Raw genomic sequence first — 17,900 nt, 5'->3', positions numbered from 1 at the left:
GTCTTGGTGATGGAGGGACTGAGCATGAAGCTGGTGACCGCGGTCATCAAGCCGTACCAGCTCGACGCGGTCAAGGAGGCGCTGCACGCCCTGGGCGTGGCCGGCTTGACCGTCAGCGAGGTGCAGGGCTATGGCCGGCAGAAGGGGCACACCGAGGTGTACCGGGGCGCCGAGTACACCGTGGAGTTCCTGCCCAAGATCCGGGTCGAGGTGGTGACCGACGAGATCGACCTGGACAAGGTGGTCGACGCTATCGTCGCCGCCGCCCGTACCGGCAAGATCGGCGACGGCAAGGTCTGGGTCACCCCGGTCGAAGAGGTGATCCGGGTGCGGACCGGTGAGCGTGGTCTCGACGCGCTCTGAGCCGGCGCGGGTGATCGATCGCACGACGGTGGGCGCCGCCGCACGCGAGGCGCGTGCGGCGGCGCTCGACTCTTGGCTGGCCGCCCTGCTGCCGGAGACCAGCCCCCAGGTGGCGCTGGTGGCGGTCGGTGGCCTGGGCCGGCGGGAGTGCGCACCGCACGGGGACGTCGACCTGATGCTGCTGCACCGGGGCGGGCCGGAGATCCGGGAGCTGGCCGACGCGCTGTGGTACCCGATCTGGGACGCCCGGGTCGGCCTCGACCATTCGGTGCGTACCGTGCCCGAGGCCCTGGCCGTGGCCCGGCAGGACGTCAAGGTCGCGCTCGGCCTGCTCGACCTGCGCTACCTCGCCGGCGACCGGGAGCTGGCGCTCGCCCTGCGCGGCCAGGCGGCCCAGCAGTGGCGGCGCACCGCGGCGCAGGTACTGCCGGCGCTGCGCGAGGTGACCACCGGCCGCTGGCAGACCCACGGCGAGCTGGCCTTCCTGCTGGAGGGCGACGTCAAGGAGGCCCGGGGCGGCCTGCGTGACGTGTCGATCCTGCGCGGCGTGGGCATGGCCGGGGTGGCGGACGCGGCCCGGCCCGCGGTCCGGGCGGCGCACACCCGGCTGCTCGACGTCCGCGACGCCCTGCACGTGACCGCCGGGCGCCGGGTCGACCGGCTGCTCGCCCAGGACCGCGAGGCGGTCGCGCACCTGCTCGACCTGGCCGACGGGGACGCGCTGCTGCGCCGCGTCGCGCAGGACGCGCGGGCCGTCGCGTACGCGGTCGACGACGCGTGGCGCGCGATGGACCGGTGGAACCGGCCCTCCCGGTCGCCGAGCCGCCGGCCGATCGGCCGGGACGTTGTGGAGCAGGACGGCGAGGCGGTGCTCGCCCGGACCGCGGTCGGGCCCCGCCCGGAGCCCGGCCTGGCGCTGCGGGTGGCCGCCGCGGCGGCGAACGCACGGCTGCCGATCGCACGCGCCACGCTGGAGTGGCTGGCCGCGTTCTGCCCGCCGCCACCCACCCCGTGGCCGGCGACCGCCCGGGAGGCGCTGCTGACGCTGCTCGGCTCGGGCGCCGGCCTGGTGCCCACCTGGGAGGCGTGCGACCGGTACGGGCTGGTGGTGGGCTGGCTACCGGAGTGGAGCCGGCTGCGCGGCCTGCCGCAGCACAACCCGGTGCACCTGTACACGGTGGATCGCCACCTGGTGCAGGCCGCGGCCGAGGCGACGGCGTTCGCCCGCGAGGTGGCCCGGCCGGATCTTCTGGTACTGGCCGCGTTCCTGCACGACATCGGCAAGGGTCTGCCCTCCCCACGGCCCGGAACGCCGCCCGACCACAGCGTGCTGGGCGCGCCCGTGGCGGCCCGGATCACCGCCGAACTCGGGCTGCCGCCCGGGGACGCCGCCATGGTGGAGAAGCTGGTCCGGCTGCACCTGCTGCTGCCCGATGTGGCCACCCGCCGGGATCTGGCCGACCCGGTCACCATCCGGCGGGTCGCCGAGGCGGTCGGCGACGTCACCACCCTGGACCTGTTGTACGGGTTGACCCGGGCCGACGCCGCCGCGACCGGGCCGGGTGCGTGGTCACGGTGGAAGGGCCGGCTGGTCGCGTCCCTCGTGGACCGGGTCAGGTCCACTCTGGACACCGGCGAGGTGCCGCCCGCGCCGAGCCCGGACCGCGGGCTGGTCGCCGGGCCGCTGCCGGCGGTACACATCGACGGGGAGCGGGTCGCGGTGGCCGCCACCGACCGGCGAGGACTGCTCGCGGCGGTGGCCGGGTGCCTCGATCTGCACCGGCTCGACGTGGTCACCGCCGACGTGTCCTCGGTCGAGGGCCGGACGCTGGTGCAGTGCGCGGTGCAGGCCCGGTTCGGCGCCCTGCCCGATGCCGAGGCGCTGCAGGCGGATCTGCGCCGGGCGGCGCTGGGGCAGCTGCCCGAGCGGCTGAACCGGCGGAAACCGGTCCGGGCCGACGGGGCGGCGGCGAGGGTGGTCTGGCACCGGGACGCGGCGACCGACGCCGCGGTGCTGGAACTGCGCGCGGCGGACGCGTCCGGGCTGCTGTACCGGATCGCCCGCGCCCTGGAGGGGGCGGGCGCGGAGGTGCGCGCGGCCCGCATCTCCACGCTCGGCGGGGACGTCGTGGACGCCTTCTACCTGCTCGGCCAGTGGTCCGATCCGGCGGCGCGGTCCGAGGTGGAGAGGGCGGTCCTGGCCGCCGCCGAATGACCGTGCCGCGCGGGCTCGTCCGGCCCCGCGACCTCCTGTCCCGCCTTTCGGGGGAAGCGACCTAACGGGCATTGGGAATTTTGGTACTATTTGTCATTATTGGTGGCCACGGGAGCCCGCCGAGGCGTCGTCGCACGCGGGCCGGCCACGTCCACGGCAGAAGCCACCAGCCCGGGCCGGTTACCCTTGTCGGGGGCCGCAGGTCCCGCCCACCGGATCCGACATCAAGGATGAAGCACCGTGTTTGACACGCTGAGCGACCGGCTCAACGGGATCTTCACCAAGCTGCGTGGCAAAGGCCGGCTGACCGACGCCGACATTGACGCCACCGCGCGGGAGATCCGGCTTGCCCTGCTCGAGGCCGACGTGGCGCTGCCGGTGGTGAAGGCATTCATCGCCTCGATCAAGGAGCGGGCACGCGGGGCCGAGGTGCACGGGGCGCTCAACCCGGCCCAGCAGGTCATCAAGATCGTGCACGAGGAACTGGTGGCGGTCCTGGGCGGCGAGACCCGCCGGCTGCAGTTCGCCAAGCAGCCACCCACCGTGATCATGCTGGCCGGCCTCCAGGGCTCCGGCAAGACCACGCTGGCCGGCAAGCTCGCGCGCTGGCTCAAGGCTCAGGGGCACCAGCCGCTGCTGGTCGCCGCCGACCTTCAGCGGCCCAACGCGGTCAACCAGCTGCAGGTGCTCGGGCAGCGGGCCGGGGTCGAGGTGTACGCGCCCGAGCCGGGCAACGGCGTCGGCGACCCGGTGCGGGTGGCCAACGACTCGATCGACCACGCCCGGCGGTCCATGCGCGACATCGTCATCGTGGACACCGCCGGCCGGCTGGGCATCGACGCCGAGATGATGGCGCAGGCCGCCGCCATCCGTGACGCGGTCAGCCCGGACGAGACGATCTTCGTGATCGACGCGATGGTCGGCCAGGACGCGGTGGCGACCGCGGAGGCGTTCCGCGACGGGGTGGGCATCACCGGTGTCGTGCTGTCCAAGCTGGACGGTGACGCCCGGGGTGGTGCCGCCCTGTCCGTGCGGTACGTGACCGGCCAGGCGATCCTCTTCGCGTCCACCGGCGAGAAGCTCGAGGATTTCGACGTCTTCCACCCCGACCGGATGGCCTCGCGCATCCTCGGCATGGGCGACGTGATGACCCTCATCGAGCATGCCGAGCAGGCCTTCGACGAGGACCAGAAGCAGCGGATGGCCGCCAAGGTCACCGGCGGCGAGGCGTTCACGCTCGAGGACTTCCTGGAGCAGATGACCGCGCTGCGCCGGATGGGCCCGATCGCCAACATCCTCGGCATGATGCCCGGCATGGGCCAGGTCAAGGACCAGCTGGCCGAGCTCGACGACAGCCACTTCGACCGGATCACGGCGATCATCCGGTCGATGACCCCCGGCGAGCGGGTCAACCCCAAGATCATTAATGGCTCCCGCCGAGCCCGCATCGCTCGCGGCTCCGGGGTGACCGTGATGGACGTGAACCAGCTACTCAACCGGTTCGCCGAGGCGCAGAAGATGATGAAGCAGATGGGCGGGATGATGGGCCTGCCCGGGCGCCGCAAGGCGACCAAGTCGCCGAAGAACAAGCGCAAGGGCACCAAGGGCGGCGGCCGGCCCAGGATGTCCGGCGGCCTGCCGGGGGGCTTCCCGGGCGGGATGCCGGCCCTGCCTCCGGGACTGGACCCGAGCGCGCTGGACCCGAGCGCGGGCTTCAAGGCGCCGAAGCTGGACTTCAACAAGCTGACCAAGCGCAAGGACGGCTGACCGCCCCGGCGCGATGGCGCCGGCGCGGCGGCACCCGCACGGTGACGCCGGTACGTGATCGGGTTGACTGGGCCGATGGCGTTACACGTGCGCGGAGTGCTCCTGCCCGACGACGAGGTACGCGACCTGTGGCTGGTCGGCGATCGGGTCACCACCGAACCGGTACCGGGTGCCGAGACCGTCTCGTCCGGGGGCTTCATCCTGCCCGGGCTCGTCGACGCCCACTGTCACATCGGCATCGCCTCCGGCAGCCTGCCGGTGGGCGGCCCGGCCGAGGCCAGGCGGCTGGCCGCCATCGACCGGGACGCCGGCGTGCTGGCGATCCGGGACGCCGGCTCGCCATACCCGTACCCGGAATTGGACGACGACCCCGACGTGCCACGGCTGGCCCGCGCCGGCCGTCACGTCGCCCCGCCCCGCCGATACCTACGGGACATCGGCGTCGAGGTGGGCGCGGACGAGGTCGCGACCACGGTCGCCGCGCAGGCCAAGGCCGGCAACGGCTGGGTGAAGCTGGTCGGCGACTGGATCGACCGGAACGTCGGCGACCTCGCGCCGGCCTGGGACGAGCGGACCCTGCGTTCGGCGGTCGCCGCCGCGCACGACGCCGGGGCCCGGATCGCCGCGCACGTGTTCGGCGAGGAGGCGGTGGCCACGCTGGTCCGCGCCGGGATCGACTCGGTCGAGCACGGCACCGGGCTGTCGCCGGACCTGATTGATCTCATGGCGGCGCAGGGCACCGCGCTGGTACCCACGATGATCAACATCCAGACCTTCGGCGACATCGCGGCCCGGGCGGACGCCAAGTTCCCCGGGTACGCCGGGCACATGCGCGCCCTCGGCGCCGGGTTCCCGGCCGTGGTGCGGGCGGCGGCGGAGGCCGGCGTGCCGATTTACGTGGGCTCGGACGCGGGCGGCGGCATCGACCACGGCCTGGCCGCCCGGGAGATGCTGCTGCTGCACGAGCAGGCCGGGATGCCGCCGCTGGACGTGCTACGGGCCGGCTCCTGGGGAGCCCGGCAGTGGTTGGGCTTCCCGGGCCTGGTCGAGGGCGGCCTGGCCGACCTGGTCGTGTACGACGAGGACCCGCGCGCCGACCTTCGGGCGCTGCTGCACCCGCGCCGGATCATCCTTCGCGGCCGGGTTGTCAGCCCCGGACGGCCCGGCGACTGAGCCCGCCCCGGCCCGGGCGGCGGCTCACGCCGGGCCGGACCGGGACCCTCGACGGCGGCGCACCAGCAGCCCGCCGCCCACGCCGCCGGCGAGGATCAGGATGCCAGCGATGACCACGGCGGTCGTGGCATCCCCGGTGCCGCCGGACGAGGAGGCCAGCCGCGCGACGACGACGACGGCGGCCGGGGACGGGCTCGCGGGGGCGGTCGGCGCGGGATCGGCCGAGGGCACGACTGGGCCGTTGGCCGGCGGGGACGGGCTCGGCCGGGCCGGGCCGGAGGCGTCTGGCGAGACCGTCGCGGCCCGGGTCGTCGCCGGGATCGCCGGCCCGGACCCGCCCGCCGGCGGCACCCGCCGAGCCGCGGAGCCGGGTGGTGCACCCGGCGCGGCCGGGGGCTGACTAGGATGTGCGGGTTATGGCACGAGTGCTGACTTCTCAGGCGGACGACTTCCCGCGGTGGTACCAGGATCTGGTAGCCAAGGCCGAACTGGCCGACAACGGGCCGGTGCGCGGCACCATGGTGATCAGGCCGGCTGGCTATGCCATCTGGGAGCGTATGCAGGCCGGCATGGACGCGCGGATCAAGGCCGCCGGCGCCCAGAACGCCTATTTCCCGCTGTTCATCCCCGAGTCCTACCTGCGGCGCGAGGCGCAGCATGTCGAGGGCTTCGCTCCCGAACTCGCGGTGGTCACCCACGGCGGCGGTAAGGAGCTGGCCGAGCCCGTGGTGGTCCGGCCGACCAGCGAGACGGTGATCGGCGAGTTCATGGCCAAGTGGGTCGACTCGTACCGGGACCTGCCGCTGCTGCTCAACCAGTGGGCCAACGTGGTGCGTTGGGAGCTGCGCCCGCGGATCCTCCTGCGGACCACCGAGTTCCTCTGGCAGGAGGGACACACCGCGCACGTCGACGAGGCCGACGCCCACGACTACGCGCGGCGCATCCTGCACGAGGTCTACGAGGACCTCATGGTCAAATTGCTGGCCATGCCGGTGCTGGTCGGGCGCAAGACCGCTCGTGAGCGGTTCGCCGGCGCCACCAGCACGTACACCCTCGAGGGCATGATGCGCGACGGCAAGGCGCTGCAGATGGGCACCAGCCACGAGCTGGGCCAGAACTTCGCCCGGGCCTTCGACATCGCCTTCACGGGCGTCTCCGGTGCGCGGGAGCTGGCCTGGACCACCTCCTGGGGCACCTCGACCCGGATGCTCGGCGGGCTGATCATGTGCCACGGCGACGACAACGGGCTGCGCGTGCCGCCCGCCCTGGCGCCGGTGCAGGTCGACCTGATGGTGGTCAAGGACGGCGACGGCGTGGCCGCCACCGCCGCGAAGCTGCGTGACGAGCTGGCGCAGGCCGGGGTCCGGGTGGCCCTCGACGACCGGGTGGACACCGCCTTCGGCCGCCGGGCCGTGGACGCCGAGCTCAAGGGCTATCCGGTACGCGTGGAGATCGGCCCCCGCGACCTCGCGGCCGGCAACGTGGTGCTGGTGCGGCGGATTCCGGGCACCAAGACCCCGATCCCGATCGCCGACCTCACCCGCGCGGTGACCGCCGCGATGGAGGAAGACCAGCAGGCGCTGTACGACTCCGCGCTGGCCAGCCGCCTGGAGCGCACGGTCGAGGTGTCCACTGTGGAGGAAGCGATCGAGGCGTCCGCCACCGGCTGGGCCAAGGTGCCGTGGTCGGCCGTCGGTGCGCACGGGGAGGCGCAGGCCAATGCCTCGGGCGTTACCGTGCGCTGCCTGACCCGCGCGGATGGCGGCGTGCCGGACTCTGAGGAGGAAACGGACCTCGTCGCGTACCTCGCCAGGGCATACTAAAATTCATGTCTTTTCGGTCGGGCAAGATAATCTTGCACCGCAACACCCGCCACGATCGGATCGGTTGGGTCCGACCAGCGCGAGTGATCAGTGACGATGAGCGCGGGCTGTTGCTGTGGGTCGCGCCGGGTAGCCGGGTAGCGCACGAGGTCGATCAGGACGGACTGACCCTGCGGGACATGCCGTTCGGGGATTGGATCCGGCAGAGCTACCAGTTGGCGCAGCTGTCCTGGAACGGTCCGGGCGTACTCAAGCTGGTGCGCCCGGACGCGGCCCATTCGGTGTGGTGGTTCCGCGACGAGGCCGGCCGCTTCTCCGGCTGGTACGTGAACCTTGAGGAGCCCGCCATCCGGTGGGAGGACGGCGACCTGGCCGGCGTGGACATCGTCGACCAGGACCTGGACGTCTGGGTGGAGCCCAACCTGAACTGGCGGTGGAAGGACGAGGGGGAGTTCACCGAGCGGCTGGGCTTCCCCGACCACTACTGGGTGCCCGACGCCGCCGCGGTCCGGGCCGAGGGGGAGCGGGTGATCCGGGACATCGAGGCGGCCCGGTTCCCGTTCGACGGCACCTGGTGCGACTTCGTCCCGGACCCCAGTTGGATCACGCCGACCGAACTGCCGCCCGGCTGGGACCGGCCGCCGGTGCTGCCCCGGCCGCCCCTCCGAGTGCGTGGCGCGGCGGCCTATACCTGATCATGGCTACCTGATTACGGCTGAGCCGCCGTTATCTGGCACAATGGTCGGCTGGTATCCGGCACGCGTCCGATGCCCTCTACCTCGGGCGCGCCGCCAGTCCACGAGAGCCCTGCCAACATCAACCCCACGATGCGGGCTGGGCGATCAGGATCACAACAGGAGCGAGCGTCAGTGGCCGTAAAGATCCGGCTTCTTCGGATGGGCAAGATCCGCAACCCGCAGTACCGCATCGTCGTCGCCGACTCCCGCACCAAGCGGGACGGTCGGGCGATTGAGTACATCGGGGTCTACCACCCCAAGGAGGACCCCTCGTTGATCGAGGTCAACTCCGAGCGAGCGCAGTACTGGCTGTCCGTCGGCGCCCAGCCGAGCGAGCCTGTGCTGCGGATCCTGGAAAAGACCGGTGACTGGCAGAAGTTCAAGGGTCTGCCCGCGCCGGAGCCGCTGAAGGTCCCGGCGGTGCAGGCGGACCGCAAGGCCCGCTACGAGGCGGAGTCGCAGGCGGCGGCCGGGCTCACGCCCGCCGAGCCGGCCAAGGCCACCAAGAAGGCGGCGAAGAAGGCCGCCACGGCTGAGGGGACGACCGCCCCGGCGGAGGCCGCCGCGGCACCCGCGCAGACCGAGGAGTCGGCCGGTGCCGACAGCGGTACGCAAGCCTGACGGGTCGCTCCGGCCGGCGCTGGAGCACCTGGTCAAGGGCATCGTGGACCATCCGGAGGATGTGCGTGTCCGGATGGTCGACTCCCGTCGCGGACAGCGGCTGGAGGTGCGCGTGCATCCGGAGGACCTCGGTACGGTCATCGGCCGGGGCGGGCGCACCGCCAAGGCGCTGCGCCAGGTGATCACCTCGATCGGCGGTCGTGGGGTACGGGTCGACATCGTCGACGCGTACTGACGCCATGCGGCTTGTCGTCGGGCAGATCGTCCGGCCGCACGGCATCCGTGGCGAGGTCGTGGTCGAGGTGACCACCGACGCGCCGGGGGACAGGTTCGTCGTCGGGTCGGTGCTTGCCGCCGACCCGACGGGGCCGGTCCCGACCGCCCCGGTCACCGGTAACGGCAACGGCCGGGCCCTGTCCGGCGGCCTGCTCATCGAGGCGCTGCGCCCACACCAGGGCCGGCTGATCGTGGCGTTCGAGGGCGTCCTGGACCGCAACACCGCCGAGGCGCTGCGCGGAGTACGGCTCTGGGTGGACTCCGCGGACATCGCCGAACCGGACGACCCGGATGAGTTCAACGACTTCCAGCTGATCGGGCTGTACGCGGTCGACACCGCCGGGCAGCGGCTGGGCGAGGTGGTCCGCATCGAGCACGGCCCGGCCGCCGACCTGCTCGTCGTGCGGCTGACGGAGGGGCGCGACGTGCTGGTCCCGTTCGTCCGGGCGATTGTCCCCACCGTTGACGTGAAGGGCGGCCAGGTGGTGTTGACCCCGCCCGAGGGGCTGTTCGACATATGAGAGACGCGGCCGGATGAGGGTCGACGTCGTCACGATCTTTCCGGAGTACCTGGCGCCGCTGGAGCTTTCCCTGATCGGAAAGGCGCGCGCCACGGGCATCCTCGATGTCGCCGTACACGACCTGCGGACGTGGACCAGCGACGTGCACCGCACGGTCGACGACACCCCGTACGGGGGCGGCCCCGGCATGGTCATGCGCCCCGAGCCCTGGGGCGAAGCGCTGGACGAACTCGGCCCCGGGCACCTCATCGTGCCCTCCCCGGCCGGCGTCCGGTTCACCCAGCCGCTGGCGCACGCGCTGGCCGGAGAGCCGCGGTTGATCTTCGCCTGCGGCCGGTACGAGGGCATCGACCAGCGGGTACTCGATCACGCGGCCGAGCGGATGCCGGTGACCGAGGTCTCACTCGGCGACTACGTGCTGTTCGGCGGTGAGGTCGCCGTGCTGGTGGTCCTCGAGGCGGTGGTCAGGCTCCTGCCCGGGGTGCTGGGCAACGCGGACTCCCTGATCGAGGAGTCGCACGCCGACGGGTTGCTGGAGGCGCCGGTGTACACCAAGCCGGCGCAGTGGCGGGACCTGCCCGTGCCGGAGGTGCTGCGCTCGGGCGATCACGGCCGGATCGCCCGCTGGAGGCGCGACCAGTCCCTGCTGCGTACCGCGCGGCGGCGCCCCGATCTGTTGCCGGCCCTGCCGCCGCAGGCCCTGGATAGGCATGATCGGGCCGCCCTGGAGGGGGCCGGATTTCAGTTCTCCAGCCCCGATGTGGCAGAGTAGTGGGGTTGCCGCGTCAGTTTGCGGCCTCACGATGTCAGAACCCACCCGCGCGTCCGCGATCACATCCGTGATCCGGCGCGCCTTGAGCCCAAGGAAGCAGCAGCGATGAACACGCTGGACGCTCTGGACGCCCAGTCGCAGCGGACCGATATCCCGGACTTCCGTGCCGGCGACACGCTCAAGGTGCACGCCCGGGTGGTCGAGGGCAACCGGTCCCGAATTCAGATCTTCCAGGGCGTGGTTATCCGCCGCCAGGGAGCTGGACTGCGCGAGACCTTCACCATCCGGAAGGTCAGCTTCGGCGTTGGTGTCGAGCGCACCTACCCGATCAACAGCCCCTCGCTGGACCGGATCGAGGTCGTCACGCGTGGCGACGTGCGCCGGGCGAAGCTCTACTACCTGCGTGGGCTGCGCGGTAAGGCCGCCAAGATCAAGGAGCTCCGCGAGCGTCCGGCGAGCTGAGGCTCGTCCGGACCCCACCCCTCCACAGCGGGCTCCGGGAACGGTAGAAAAGACGACCACGAAACTTTGAGGTCGGCCGGCTATATTGTCGCTACCGCTCGGAGCACGCCGCCCTGGGCGGTTGTCGCGCATTGCGGGGAGTAGCGGGTGCAGGGTCGCGCGGAGGCCGTGGTCGACGACGAGGATTTGTCGTGGCGCCGTCGGGTCTATCGCGCACGCAAGAACATGCCGCTGTGGCAGGAAGTGCCGCTGCTGCTGATCGTCGCGTTCTGCCTGGCTGTACTGATCCGGACCTTCCTGTTCCAGGCGTTCTACATCCCCTCCGGGTCGATGGAGAACACCCTCCTGATCGGCGACCGGGTGCTGGTCAACAAGGTCGTCTACGACGTCCGCCAGCCGCGCCGGGGCGACATCGTCGTGTTCCGGGGTACCCAGGCCTGGGCGCCCGAGGCGCCGCCGCCCGGCGGCGGACTGCTGGGCAGGGTCGGTCGCGCGATGGGTGACCTCGTCGGTGTCAGCCAGCCGAGCGAGCAGGACTTCATCAAGCGAGTGATCGGCCTGCCCGGGGACACGGTGGCCTGCTGTGACGCCAAGGGCAGGGTGACCGTCAACGGCCAGCCGCTCAACGAGCCGTACGTCACCGACAACTCTCCGCTGGACATCGACCCCACGCCGGGCCGGTGCGGCCCGCGCAAGTTCGCGCCGGTGGTGCTGGCCCCCGGGCAGATGTGGGTGATGGGAGACCACCGGTTGGTCTCCCAGGATTCCCGATGTCAGGGTCCGGTCCCGATCGCCAACCTGATCGGCAAGGCGTTCGTCGTGGTGTGGCCGCAGAGCCAATGGCGCACTCTGGGCACCCCCTCGACGTTCAGCAACATCCCCAAACCGTCCTCTGCCGGACCGTACCGCGCGGTCACTCCCGACCTGCGCTCCGTTGGTACGTCAGGGGGGAAGCCGGAGGCGCCGGATGCACCGTTGGTTACCCCACTACTCGCGTCTTTGCTCTTTCCTGCGCGTTCCAGACTCTTCAGACCAAGCAGACGACGTAGGCTTCGCCCGTGATTGACGAGCAGCAAACCCAGCCGCCGCAGCGGAAGAACACCTTCTGGCGCGAGCTCCCGATCCTTCTCGGGGTGGCCATCGTGGTGGCCATCCTGGTGCGCGCCTTCGTGCTGCAGACGTTCTACATCCCGTCGGAGTCGATGGAGCACACCCTCAACATCAACGACCGGGTGCTCGTCAACAAGCTGGTCTACGACTTCCGGGACCCGCACCGCGGCGAGGTGATCGTTTTCAACTCGCCCCCGGAGTGGCGCAGCGACCCGAGCGAGACCGACTTCATCAAGCGCGTGATCGGCGTGGGCGGTGACCATGTGGTCTGCTGCGACGCCCAGCACCGGATCACCGTCAACGGCAAGCCGCTGAACGAGACGTACCTGGACTCCGACGATGGCGACAACCTCGCGGCCAGCCCGGACCCGTTCGACATCGTCGTGCCCAAGGGACGGCTGTGGGTGATGGGCGACAACCGGTTCCACTCCGGCGACTCCCGAGAGCAGTACCTGCGCTTCCACGACATCGACAAGGCCACCATCACCACTGACTCGGTGATCGGCCGAGCCTTCGTGGTGTTCTGGCCGTTCAACCGGGCCGACTGGCTGACAGTGCCGGGTACCTACAACACGGTGCCCAGCCCCTAGGCTTGGCGGGGTGACGGAGCCGATTCCCCGGCGCGCCGCCCGGGTGCTGCTGCTTGACGCCCAACAACGGCTGCTCCTCTTCCATGCGTTCGATCCCGGCCGGCCCGACCACACCTACTGGTTCACCCCAGGCGGCGGGCTGGACGAGGGCGAGACCATGCTGGAGGCCGCGGCCCGGGAGCTGTACGAGGAGACCGGGCTGCGGGTCGACGCGGCGCGGATCGGGGCACCGGTCTGGCGCCAAGTCACCGAGTTTCCGTTCGGAGGCCTCCGGTACCGTCAGGATCAGGAATTCTTCGTGGTGCGGGTCGATTCGTGGCAGGTCGACACGAGCGGCTTCGACGAGGTCGAGCGCAACTCGGTCGATGGGCACCGCTGGTGGACGCTCGGTGAGCTGGCTGCCACGGATCAGCGGTACTACCCGGAAAACCTGCCCGAGTTGCTGCGCGGCTACCTGGAGGTGTGATGCTGCCACCCGGCCGTACCGTCGTTCACCGCTCCGGTGGCATCTACGCCCTGGAGCGGGCGCTGCAGCGGCGTGGCTTCGCCCACGTGGCCGGCGCTGACGAGGCGGGTCGGGGCGCCTGCGCCGGGCCGCTGGTGGCGGGCGCGGTCATCCTGCCGGAGGGCCGGCGTGGCGAGATCGACGGACTGACCGACTCCAAGCTGCTCACCCCGCTGGCCCGCGAGCGGATCTACGCCGAGGTGGTCAGGGTGGCGGTGGCCTGGTCGGTGGTGATCATTCCGCCGGACGAGGTGGACCGGCGCGGCCTGCACGTGTGCAACCTCGCCGCGATGCGCCGGGCGCTGGCCGGGCTGTCGGTGCGGCCGGCGTACGTGCTGACCGACGGCTTCGCGGTCGACGGGCTGGGCGGCCCCGGCCTGGCGGTCTGGAAGGGCGACCAGGTGGCCGCGTGCGTGGCCGCGGCGAGCGTGATCGCCAAGGTCACCCGGGATCGGATCATGAGGGAACTCGACGAGGTTCACCCCGAATACGGCTTCGCGGAGCACAAGGGGTACGTGACGCCGGAGCACTCGGCAGCGCTGCGTGAGCACGGGCCGTGCTCCGAGCACCGCTTCTCGTACGTGAATGTGGCGGCGGTTGCCGGCCGGGTGTCCGGGCGCGGTACGGTCGGCGTGGCGTCCCCGGAGCGCGTGCCGCGACAGGCGCCCTTGGGCAACAATGGCGGCATGGAGGGCGGGGCGGCATGAGCGCCGAAGATCTCGAGAAGTACGAAACCGAGATGGAGCTTCAGCTCTACCGGGAGTACCGCGACATCGTGCGCCAGTTCTCCTACGTGGTCGAGACGGAGCGCCGCTTCTACCTCGCCAACCAGGTTGACCTGCACGTACGCAATTCGGACGGCGAGGTCTACTTCGAGGTTGAGATGCACGACGCCTGGGTGTGGGACATGTACCGTCCCGCCCGGTTCGTCAAGAATGTCAGGGTCATGACGTTCAAGGATGTCAACGTCGAGGAGTTGGAGAAGCCGGACATCTCACTGCCGGACTCCACCTTCGGCGCCTGATGGGTCCGCTCCGGGCCTGAACTTGGCCCGGGCTGTGCCTGTTGTGTCCCGATTGGACTTGTCCCGCCTTGATTTGGCGCAGTACGCCTCGATTGCGTCCCGGCATCCCGATCCCGACCCAATTTTCCGTTCGCGGCGTGCCTCATTGACCCTCGGCGCGTTGATCGGCTGCTCCTTGGCCCGTCGGTTTGGCCTTGGCCGTCGGTTTGGCCTTGGCCGTCGGTAGGCCCTGGGTGTCGGTTGGCCTTGAATGTCGGCGGGACCCGCTCCTGGGCAGCCCACATCGCGGTGCGGCCGATCTTGGTGCGGATCGCGGACCCGATCTCATCGCGGGCCTGATGTCCTGGCCCGATCTTGGTGCGGGCCCGATCTTGTTGCTGCTGATCCCGGTGCTGCCGAGATCTCCTCGCGGTCCGATCTCGTGGCGGTCCGGATCTCGTGGCGGTCCGGATCTCGTGGCGGTCCGGATCTCGTGGCGGTCCGGATCTCGTGGTGGGCAGCGCCCGAGTTTGGCGGCGACGGCTCACGCCCGGCGCGTCTCGCGCCGGGCGGCCCGTCTCACCCGCGCTTGATCGAGCGGCGGCCTCCGCCGCGCACCGACCGCTTCGCCTTGCCGTAGAGGTACATCACTCCGCCGACGACCAGCGCGCCTACGACGATGTAGAAGATCACATGCAGCAGTGCGCTGACCAACCACCCCGCGAGCAGGCCGATGACGACCAGCGCGCCGACCGCCAGCACTGCGTTCCGCAAGAAGTGCCCGTTTGCCATGACTCCATGGTGCGTCGGCGCGGCGACCATGGACAGGGGGGATTTCCCGGATCGCGAGAGTGATTCGCGCAAAGGCTCGGCGAACCGGTCATCGGGCGCCGAATCACGCGGCCGAGCGGCGGAGGTAGGGCACTTCGGCCATGATCGGTGCCGTCCACAGCCACGCTCTCGCCAAGAGGCACCCTCGCCGTCCCCAACCACCCCTACCGTCCACAGCTGGCCATGATCGCGGTTGCCCGGCCGGGTCCGGGTGCCCAGGCTGGCCGCATGACGTACCGCGCGCTCGTGCTCGCCGTCGTGCTCCTGCTCCTACCGCCGGCTCCGGCCGTGGCCCGTCCCGCGCGCGGCCGGGCCACCGTACCCGCGCGAACTGCCGTTCTGGGCGGCGGTGCCGTTCTGGGCGGCGGTGCCGTTCTGGTTCGGTTCGCCGATCCTGCCGCGCCGGCGGATCGCGTCGAGCCGGCGCGCCCGGTGGGGCCGGTGGATCCCGTCGGGCCGGTGGATCCCGTCGGGCCGGTGGATCCCGTTGGGCCGGTGGACCCGGCCGGCGCCTCGGCCACCTACCGCTGGCCGGTGACCGGCCGGCCCGTGGTGACCCGGGGATTCTCTCCGCCGCCCAGGCCCTGGCTGGCCGGGCACCGGGGCGTGGACCTCGCGGGAACGCCCGACGAGGTGATCCGCTCCGCAGGGCCGGGCGTAATCGCGTTCGCCGGCTCCGTGGCGGGCACCGGGGTGGTCAGCGTCGACCATTCCGGCGGCCTGCGCACCACCTACGAGCCCGTGTCGCCGCTCGTTCACGCGGGCGAGGCGGTGTCCGCCGGGCAGCCCATCGGGATCCTGCTCGGCGGCCATCCCGGCTGCCCCATCGCCGCCTGCCTGCACTGGGGGCTGCGCCGGGATACCGAGTACCTCGACCCGTTGCTGCTGCTGCACTCCGCCCCGGTCCGGCTGTACCCGATCGCCGCCGGAAGGGCGGCCGGAGCCGGGCACGACTCGGCGGCGCTAGTCGGACAGCACGTCGCGGAGCGCGCCGGGGAGTGCCTCCGCGAGCTGGTCGTAGTCGTCGGCCCGGTTGTAGACCTGTGCGCACAGCCGCAGCAGCAGGCCCCCGCGCCAGTGGTTGATCGCGACGCTGACGCTCAGCCGATCGGCGATCTGGTCGCGCAGCGCAACCGCGTCCGCCTCCGTGTACCTCCGGCCGGCGGGTAGCGGCAGCGGCAGCACCCGCATCGGCGAGTCGGCGCCCGGATCCGGGAGGCGGTCGATGTCCAGACCGAGGGCCGAACCCACGACGTGCTGCCCGTACCGGGCGAGGGCGGCGTTGTGCGCCCAGACCCGTTCAGGGCCCAGGGTGCGCAGCATGAAGACGCCGGCCGGCGCTGCCAGCCAGCCTGTGTAGTCACTGATTCCCATGAACTCGACGCTGTGCGGAAACCCCTCCGACTGCGCTCGGGACACGACCCTCGGTGCCATGACGCGTCGCCACTTCGGGGCCACGGACAGGATCGCCGTTCCGCGCGGCGCGAACGCCCACTTGTGCAGGTTGCCGACGAAGAAGTCGGCGCCGATGGCGTCAACCGCAAGCGGCAGCGCGCCGGGGCCGTGCGCGCCGTCGACCAGCAGGGGAACGCCGGTGGGTCGCAGAGCCGCGGCGATTCGCTCGATCGGCATGCGGCGCGCGGTCGGCGAGCTGGTGAGATCGACGACCACCAGCCGGGTACGGGCCGGGTCGACCGCCGACGCGATGGCCGAAACGATCTCGTCGTCGCCTGCCGTGAGTTCCACGGGAACCACCCGGTTTCGGGCTCCGGTCGCGGCGATCGCCAGCGCGACCGAGACGTACCCGTGATCCGTCGTGATGACCTCGTCGCCAGCGCCGAGGGCCAACGAGCCGAGGACCAGGGCGACCCCGGCGGTGGTGTTGGTCACCAACGCCGAGGAGTCCGGGTCGGCACCCAGGAAGCTGGCCAGGTGCCTTCGGGTGTGCCTGATCCGGTCGTGCAGGCCGCGGGTGAAGAACCGGTGCGGGTCGGCCTCCATCTCGTCCCGCAGGCGTTGCTGCGCGCGCTGCACGGAGATGGGGGTTGTGCCGAACCCGCCGTGGTTGAGGTGGCGCTGCGCCGGGTCGAGGGAGAACAACAGGCGGGCGCCGGGTAGGGGCTCGGGTGACTCAGGGGCGTTCACGTGCGGAGATCCTATGCTCGTGGGTGGGCCTGCCGGTACGCATTGCGCAGACGTTCGATGGACACGTGGGTGTAGATCTGGGTGCTGGACAGCGAGGCATGGCCCAGAAGCTCCTGCACCGACCGCAGGTCGGCGCCGCCCTCCAGCAGGTGGGTGGCCGCCGAATGGCGCAGGCCGTGCGGCGAGGTGTGCGGCAGCCCGGCGGCCCGCGCGTAGGCCGAGACCACCTGGCGCGCCATGGTCGGCTGCAGCCGACCGCCTCTCGCGCCGAGCAGCAGCGCCGCCCCGCTGCGAGGGCCAGCCAGGGCGGGGCGCCCCCGGAGCAGCCAGACATCGATCGCGGCCTCGGCGGGCAGGCCGTACGGGACGCTGCGCTCCTTGGCGCCCTTACCGAACACCCGGATCACCCGGCGGGAGCGGTCGACGTCGTCAACGTCCAGTCCGCACAGCTCGCCGACCCGGATTCCGGTCGCGTACAGCAGTTCGAGGATGGCGCGGTCGCGCAGAGACACCGGTTCCGTGTCAGGCCCGGCGGGGCCGGGGCTGGTGACCAGTTCGGTCGCCTGGTCGGCTCGCAGCACTCCGGGCAGCGTCCGTTGGGCCTTTGGGCTGGCCAGCGCGGCGCCGACATCCCCGGCCAGGAGTCCCTCCCGGTGCGCCCAGGCGGTGAAGGTACGCGCGGCGGCGGCCCGGCGGGCTAGCGAGGTACGGGCGGCCCCCGTACCTCGCAGCCTGGCCAGCCAGCTGCGCAGCACCCCGAGGTCGAGCTCGGCGGGCAGCGAACACCCCATCCGACCGGCATGATCCAGCAGCGACACGATGTCGGTGACGTACGCCCGGACGGTGTGCTCCGAGCGCCCCCGCTCGCTGGCCAGGTGGCGGGCGAAACCGTCCACTGCCTCGCGCATCGGCGGCGGCAGGGCCTCGTGTACACCGCGAGTGCTGCTCACAACCGCGACGGTCCCGGGCCGGCGGCCGCCTCGTCA

At 71.6% G+C, this 17,900-nt stretch carries 20 protein-coding genes and 1 pseudogene; 18 read left to right on the top strand and 3 right to left on the bottom strand.

All coding sequences use genetic code 11. The annotated features are described in order from the left end of the window. Positions 1-24: 24 nt before the first annotated feature. From ABEA87_RS09080 to ABEA87_RS09000, 17 genes are all read left to right on the top strand, one after another. Positions 25-363: a P-II family nitrogen regulator gene (locus tag ABEA87_RS09080; RefSeq protein WP_345628195.1), complete on the top strand. Its 339-nt coding sequence runs from the start codon at positions 25-27 to the stop codon at positions 361-363. Continuing rightward, positions 338-2,578, top strand: a complete 2,241-nt coding sequence (locus ABEA87_RS09075) for a [protein-PII] uridylyltransferase (RefSeq protein ID WP_425570802.1) — start codon at positions 338-340, stop codon at positions 2,576-2,578. Before ABEA87_RS09080 ends, ABEA87_RS09075 begins: the two co-directional genes overlap by 26 nt. Before the next feature lie 240 nt (positions 2,579-2,818). Continuing rightward, entirely contained in the window at positions 2,819-4,345 is a 1,527-nt protein-coding gene (gene ffh, locus ABEA87_RS09070; protein WP_345627853.1) for a signal recognition particle protein, read from the top strand. Positions 4,346-4,420: 75 nt separating this feature from the next. After that, entirely contained in the window at positions 4,421-5,518 is a 1,098-nt protein-coding gene (locus ABEA87_RS09065; RefSeq protein ID WP_345628193.1) for an amidohydrolase family protein, read from the top strand. Positions 5,519-5,627: 109 nt separating this feature from the next. Then, complete coding sequence (locus ABEA87_RS09060; RefSeq protein ID WP_345627851.1) at positions 5,628-5,918, top strand: hypothetical protein; 291 nt, start codon at positions 5,628-5,630, stop codon at positions 5,916-5,918. Positions 5,919-5,934: 16 nt separating this feature from the next. Next, positions 5,935-7,341 carry a proline--tRNA ligase gene (gene proS / locus ABEA87_RS09055; protein ID WP_345627849.1) on the top strand — a complete coding sequence of 469 codons (1,407 nt, stop codon included), beginning with the start codon at positions 5,935-5,937 and terminating at the stop codon, positions 7,339-7,341. A 5-nt stretch (positions 7,342-7,346) separates the two neighbouring features. Continuing rightward, entirely contained in the window at positions 7,347-8,036 is a 690-nt protein-coding gene (locus tag ABEA87_RS09050; RefSeq protein ID WP_345627848.1) for a ribonuclease FAU-1 family protein, read from the top strand. Positions 8,037-8,210: 174 nt separating this feature from the next. Beyond that, on the top strand, positions 8,211-8,699 hold the full coding sequence (rpsP, locus tag ABEA87_RS09045; protein WP_345627847.1) for a 30S ribosomal protein S16: 489 nt from the start codon (positions 8,211-8,213) through the stop codon (positions 8,697-8,699). Then, positions 8,674-8,934: an RNA-binding protein gene (locus ABEA87_RS09040; protein ID WP_345627845.1), complete on the top strand. Its 261-nt coding sequence runs from the start codon at positions 8,674-8,676 to the stop codon at positions 8,932-8,934. The genes rpsP and ABEA87_RS09040 overlap by 26 nt, the downstream gene beginning before the upstream one ends. 4 nt (positions 8,935-8,938) lie before the next feature. After that, positions 8,939-9,496: a ribosome maturation factor RimM gene (rimM, locus tag ABEA87_RS09035; RefSeq protein ID WP_345627843.1), complete on the top strand. Its 558-nt coding sequence runs from the start codon at positions 8,939-8,941 to the stop codon at positions 9,494-9,496. Between the two features lie 13 nt (positions 9,497-9,509). Next, positions 9,510-10,268, top strand: coding sequence for a tRNA (guanosine(37)-N1)-methyltransferase TrmD (gene trmD / locus ABEA87_RS09030; protein WP_345627841.1), 759 nt, complete (start codon positions 9,510-9,512; stop codon positions 10,266-10,268). 105 nt (positions 10,269-10,373) lie between these two features. Then, entirely contained in the window at positions 10,374-10,730 is a 357-nt protein-coding gene (rplS, locus tag ABEA87_RS09025; protein ID WP_345627839.1) for a 50S ribosomal protein L19, read from the top strand. Between the two features lie 225 nt (positions 10,731-10,955). Beyond that, entirely contained in the window at positions 10,956-11,792 is an 837-nt protein-coding gene (gene lepB / locus ABEA87_RS09020; RefSeq protein ID WP_345628191.1) for a signal peptidase I, read from the top strand. Beyond that, positions 11,789-12,430 carry a signal peptidase I gene (gene lepB / locus ABEA87_RS09015; protein ID WP_345627837.1) on the top strand — a complete coding sequence of 214 codons (642 nt, stop codon included), beginning with the start codon at positions 11,789-11,791 and terminating at the stop codon, positions 12,428-12,430. The genes lepB (ABEA87_RS09020) and lepB (ABEA87_RS09015) overlap by 4 nt, the downstream gene beginning before the upstream one ends. Before the next feature lie 10 nt (positions 12,431-12,440). Next, positions 12,441-12,896 (top strand): NUDIX hydrolase, encoded by a 456-nt coding sequence (locus ABEA87_RS09010; RefSeq protein WP_345627835.1) that lies wholly within the window; start codon positions 12,441-12,443, stop codon positions 12,894-12,896. Continuing rightward, positions 12,896-13,642 (top strand): ribonuclease HII, encoded by a 747-nt coding sequence (locus ABEA87_RS09005; RefSeq protein ID WP_345627833.1) that lies wholly within the window; start codon positions 12,896-12,898, stop codon positions 13,640-13,642. Before ABEA87_RS09010 ends, ABEA87_RS09005 begins: the two co-directional genes overlap by 1 nt. Beyond that, positions 13,639-13,959 carry a DUF2469 domain-containing protein gene (locus ABEA87_RS09000; RefSeq protein ID WP_203917288.1) on the top strand — a complete coding sequence of 107 codons (321 nt, stop codon included), beginning with the start codon at positions 13,639-13,641 and terminating at the stop codon, positions 13,957-13,959. Before ABEA87_RS09005 ends, ABEA87_RS09000 begins: the two co-directional genes overlap by 4 nt. Before the next feature lie 558 nt (positions 13,960-14,517). Here ABEA87_RS09000 and ABEA87_RS08995 read toward each other — a convergent pair. Continuing rightward, the gene (locus ABEA87_RS08995) at positions 14,518-14,730 is read right to left on the bottom strand and encodes a hypothetical protein (RefSeq protein ID WP_345627829.1); all 213 of its coding nucleotides are present in this window, start codon (positions 14,728-14,730) and stop codon (positions 14,518-14,520) included. A 222-nt stretch (positions 14,731-14,952) separates the two neighbouring features. Between ABEA87_RS08995 and ABEA87_RS08990 the strand changes: the two are divergent. Continuing rightward, positions 14,953-15,588: pseudogene (locus ABEA87_RS08990) on the top strand (murein hydrolase activator EnvC family protein); the annotation flags it as partial. A 144-nt stretch (positions 15,589-15,732) separates the two neighbouring features. Here ABEA87_RS08990 and ABEA87_RS08985 read toward each other — a convergent pair. Together ABEA87_RS08985 and ABEA87_RS08980 are read right to left on the bottom strand one after the other, a co-directional pair. Next, entirely contained in the window at positions 15,733-16,914 is a 1,182-nt protein-coding gene (locus tag ABEA87_RS08985) for an aminotransferase class V-fold PLP-dependent enzyme (protein ID WP_345627827.1), read from the bottom strand. Positions 16,915-16,925: 11 nt separating this feature from the next. Continuing rightward, positions 16,926-17,822 carry a tyrosine recombinase XerC gene (locus ABEA87_RS08980; protein WP_345628189.1) on the bottom strand — a complete coding sequence of 299 codons (897 nt, stop codon included), beginning with the start codon at positions 17,820-17,822 and terminating at the stop codon, positions 16,926-16,928. Between the last annotated feature and the right edge of the window lie 78 nt (positions 17,823-17,900).

Source organism: Rugosimonospora acidiphila (genome assembly GCF_039543385.1).
Taxonomy (GTDB): domain Bacteria; phylum Actinomycetota; class Actinomycetes; order Mycobacteriales; family Micromonosporaceae; genus Rugosimonospora; species Rugosimonospora acidiphila.
The sequence above is the reverse complement of the archived record's forward strand: the minus strand, read 5'-3'. Positions and strand labels throughout refer to the sequence as shown.

What these genes read in the sequence shown, in the direction of transcription:
- ABEA87_RS09080 (WP_345628195.1), top strand. Translation starts at nt 25, where the DNA reads ATGAAGCTGGTGACCGCGGTCATCAAGCCGTACCAGCTCGACGCGGTC.
- ABEA87_RS09065 (WP_345628193.1), top strand. Translation starts at nt 4,421, where the DNA reads ATGGCGTTACACGTGCGCGGAGTGCTCCTGCCCGACGACGAGGTACGC.
- ABEA87_RS09060 (WP_345627851.1), top strand. Translation starts at nt 5,628, where the DNA reads ATGACCACGGCGGTCGTGGCATCCCCGGTGCCGCCGGACGAGGAGGCC.
- proS (WP_345627849.1), top strand. Translation starts at nt 5,935, where the DNA reads ATGGCACGAGTGCTGACTTCTCAGGCGGACGACTTCCCGCGGTGGTAC.
- ABEA87_RS09050 (WP_345627848.1), top strand. Translation starts at nt 7,347, where the DNA reads ATGTCTTTTCGGTCGGGCAAGATAATCTTGCACCGCAACACCCGCCAC.
- rimM (WP_345627843.1), top strand. Translation starts at nt 8,939, where the DNA reads ATGCGGCTTGTCGTCGGGCAGATCGTCCGGCCGCACGGCATCCGTGGC.
- trmD (WP_345627841.1), top strand. Translation starts at nt 9,510, where the DNA reads ATGAGGGTCGACGTCGTCACGATCTTTCCGGAGTACCTGGCGCCGCTG.
- rplS (WP_345627839.1), top strand. Translation starts at nt 10,374, where the DNA reads ATGAACACGCTGGACGCTCTGGACGCCCAGTCGCAGCGGACCGATATC.
- lepB (WP_345628191.1), top strand. Translation starts at nt 10,956, where the DNA reads ATGCCGCTGTGGCAGGAAGTGCCGCTGCTGCTGATCGTCGCGTTCTGC.
- ABEA87_RS09005 (WP_345627833.1), top strand. Translation starts at nt 12,896, where the DNA reads ATGCTGCCACCCGGCCGTACCGTCGTTCACCGCTCCGGTGGCATCTAC.
- ABEA87_RS09000 (WP_203917288.1), top strand. Translation starts at nt 13,639, where the DNA reads ATGAGCGCCGAAGATCTCGAGAAGTACGAAACCGAGATGGAGCTTCAG.
- ABEA87_RS08995 (WP_345627829.1), bottom strand. Translation starts at nt 14,730, where the DNA reads ATGGCAAACGGGCACTTCTTGCGGAACGCAGTGCTGGCGGTCGGCGCG.
- ABEA87_RS08980 (WP_345628189.1), bottom strand. Translation starts at nt 17,822, where the DNA reads ATGCGCGAGGCAGTGGACGGTTTCGCCCGCCACCTGGCCAGCGAGCGG.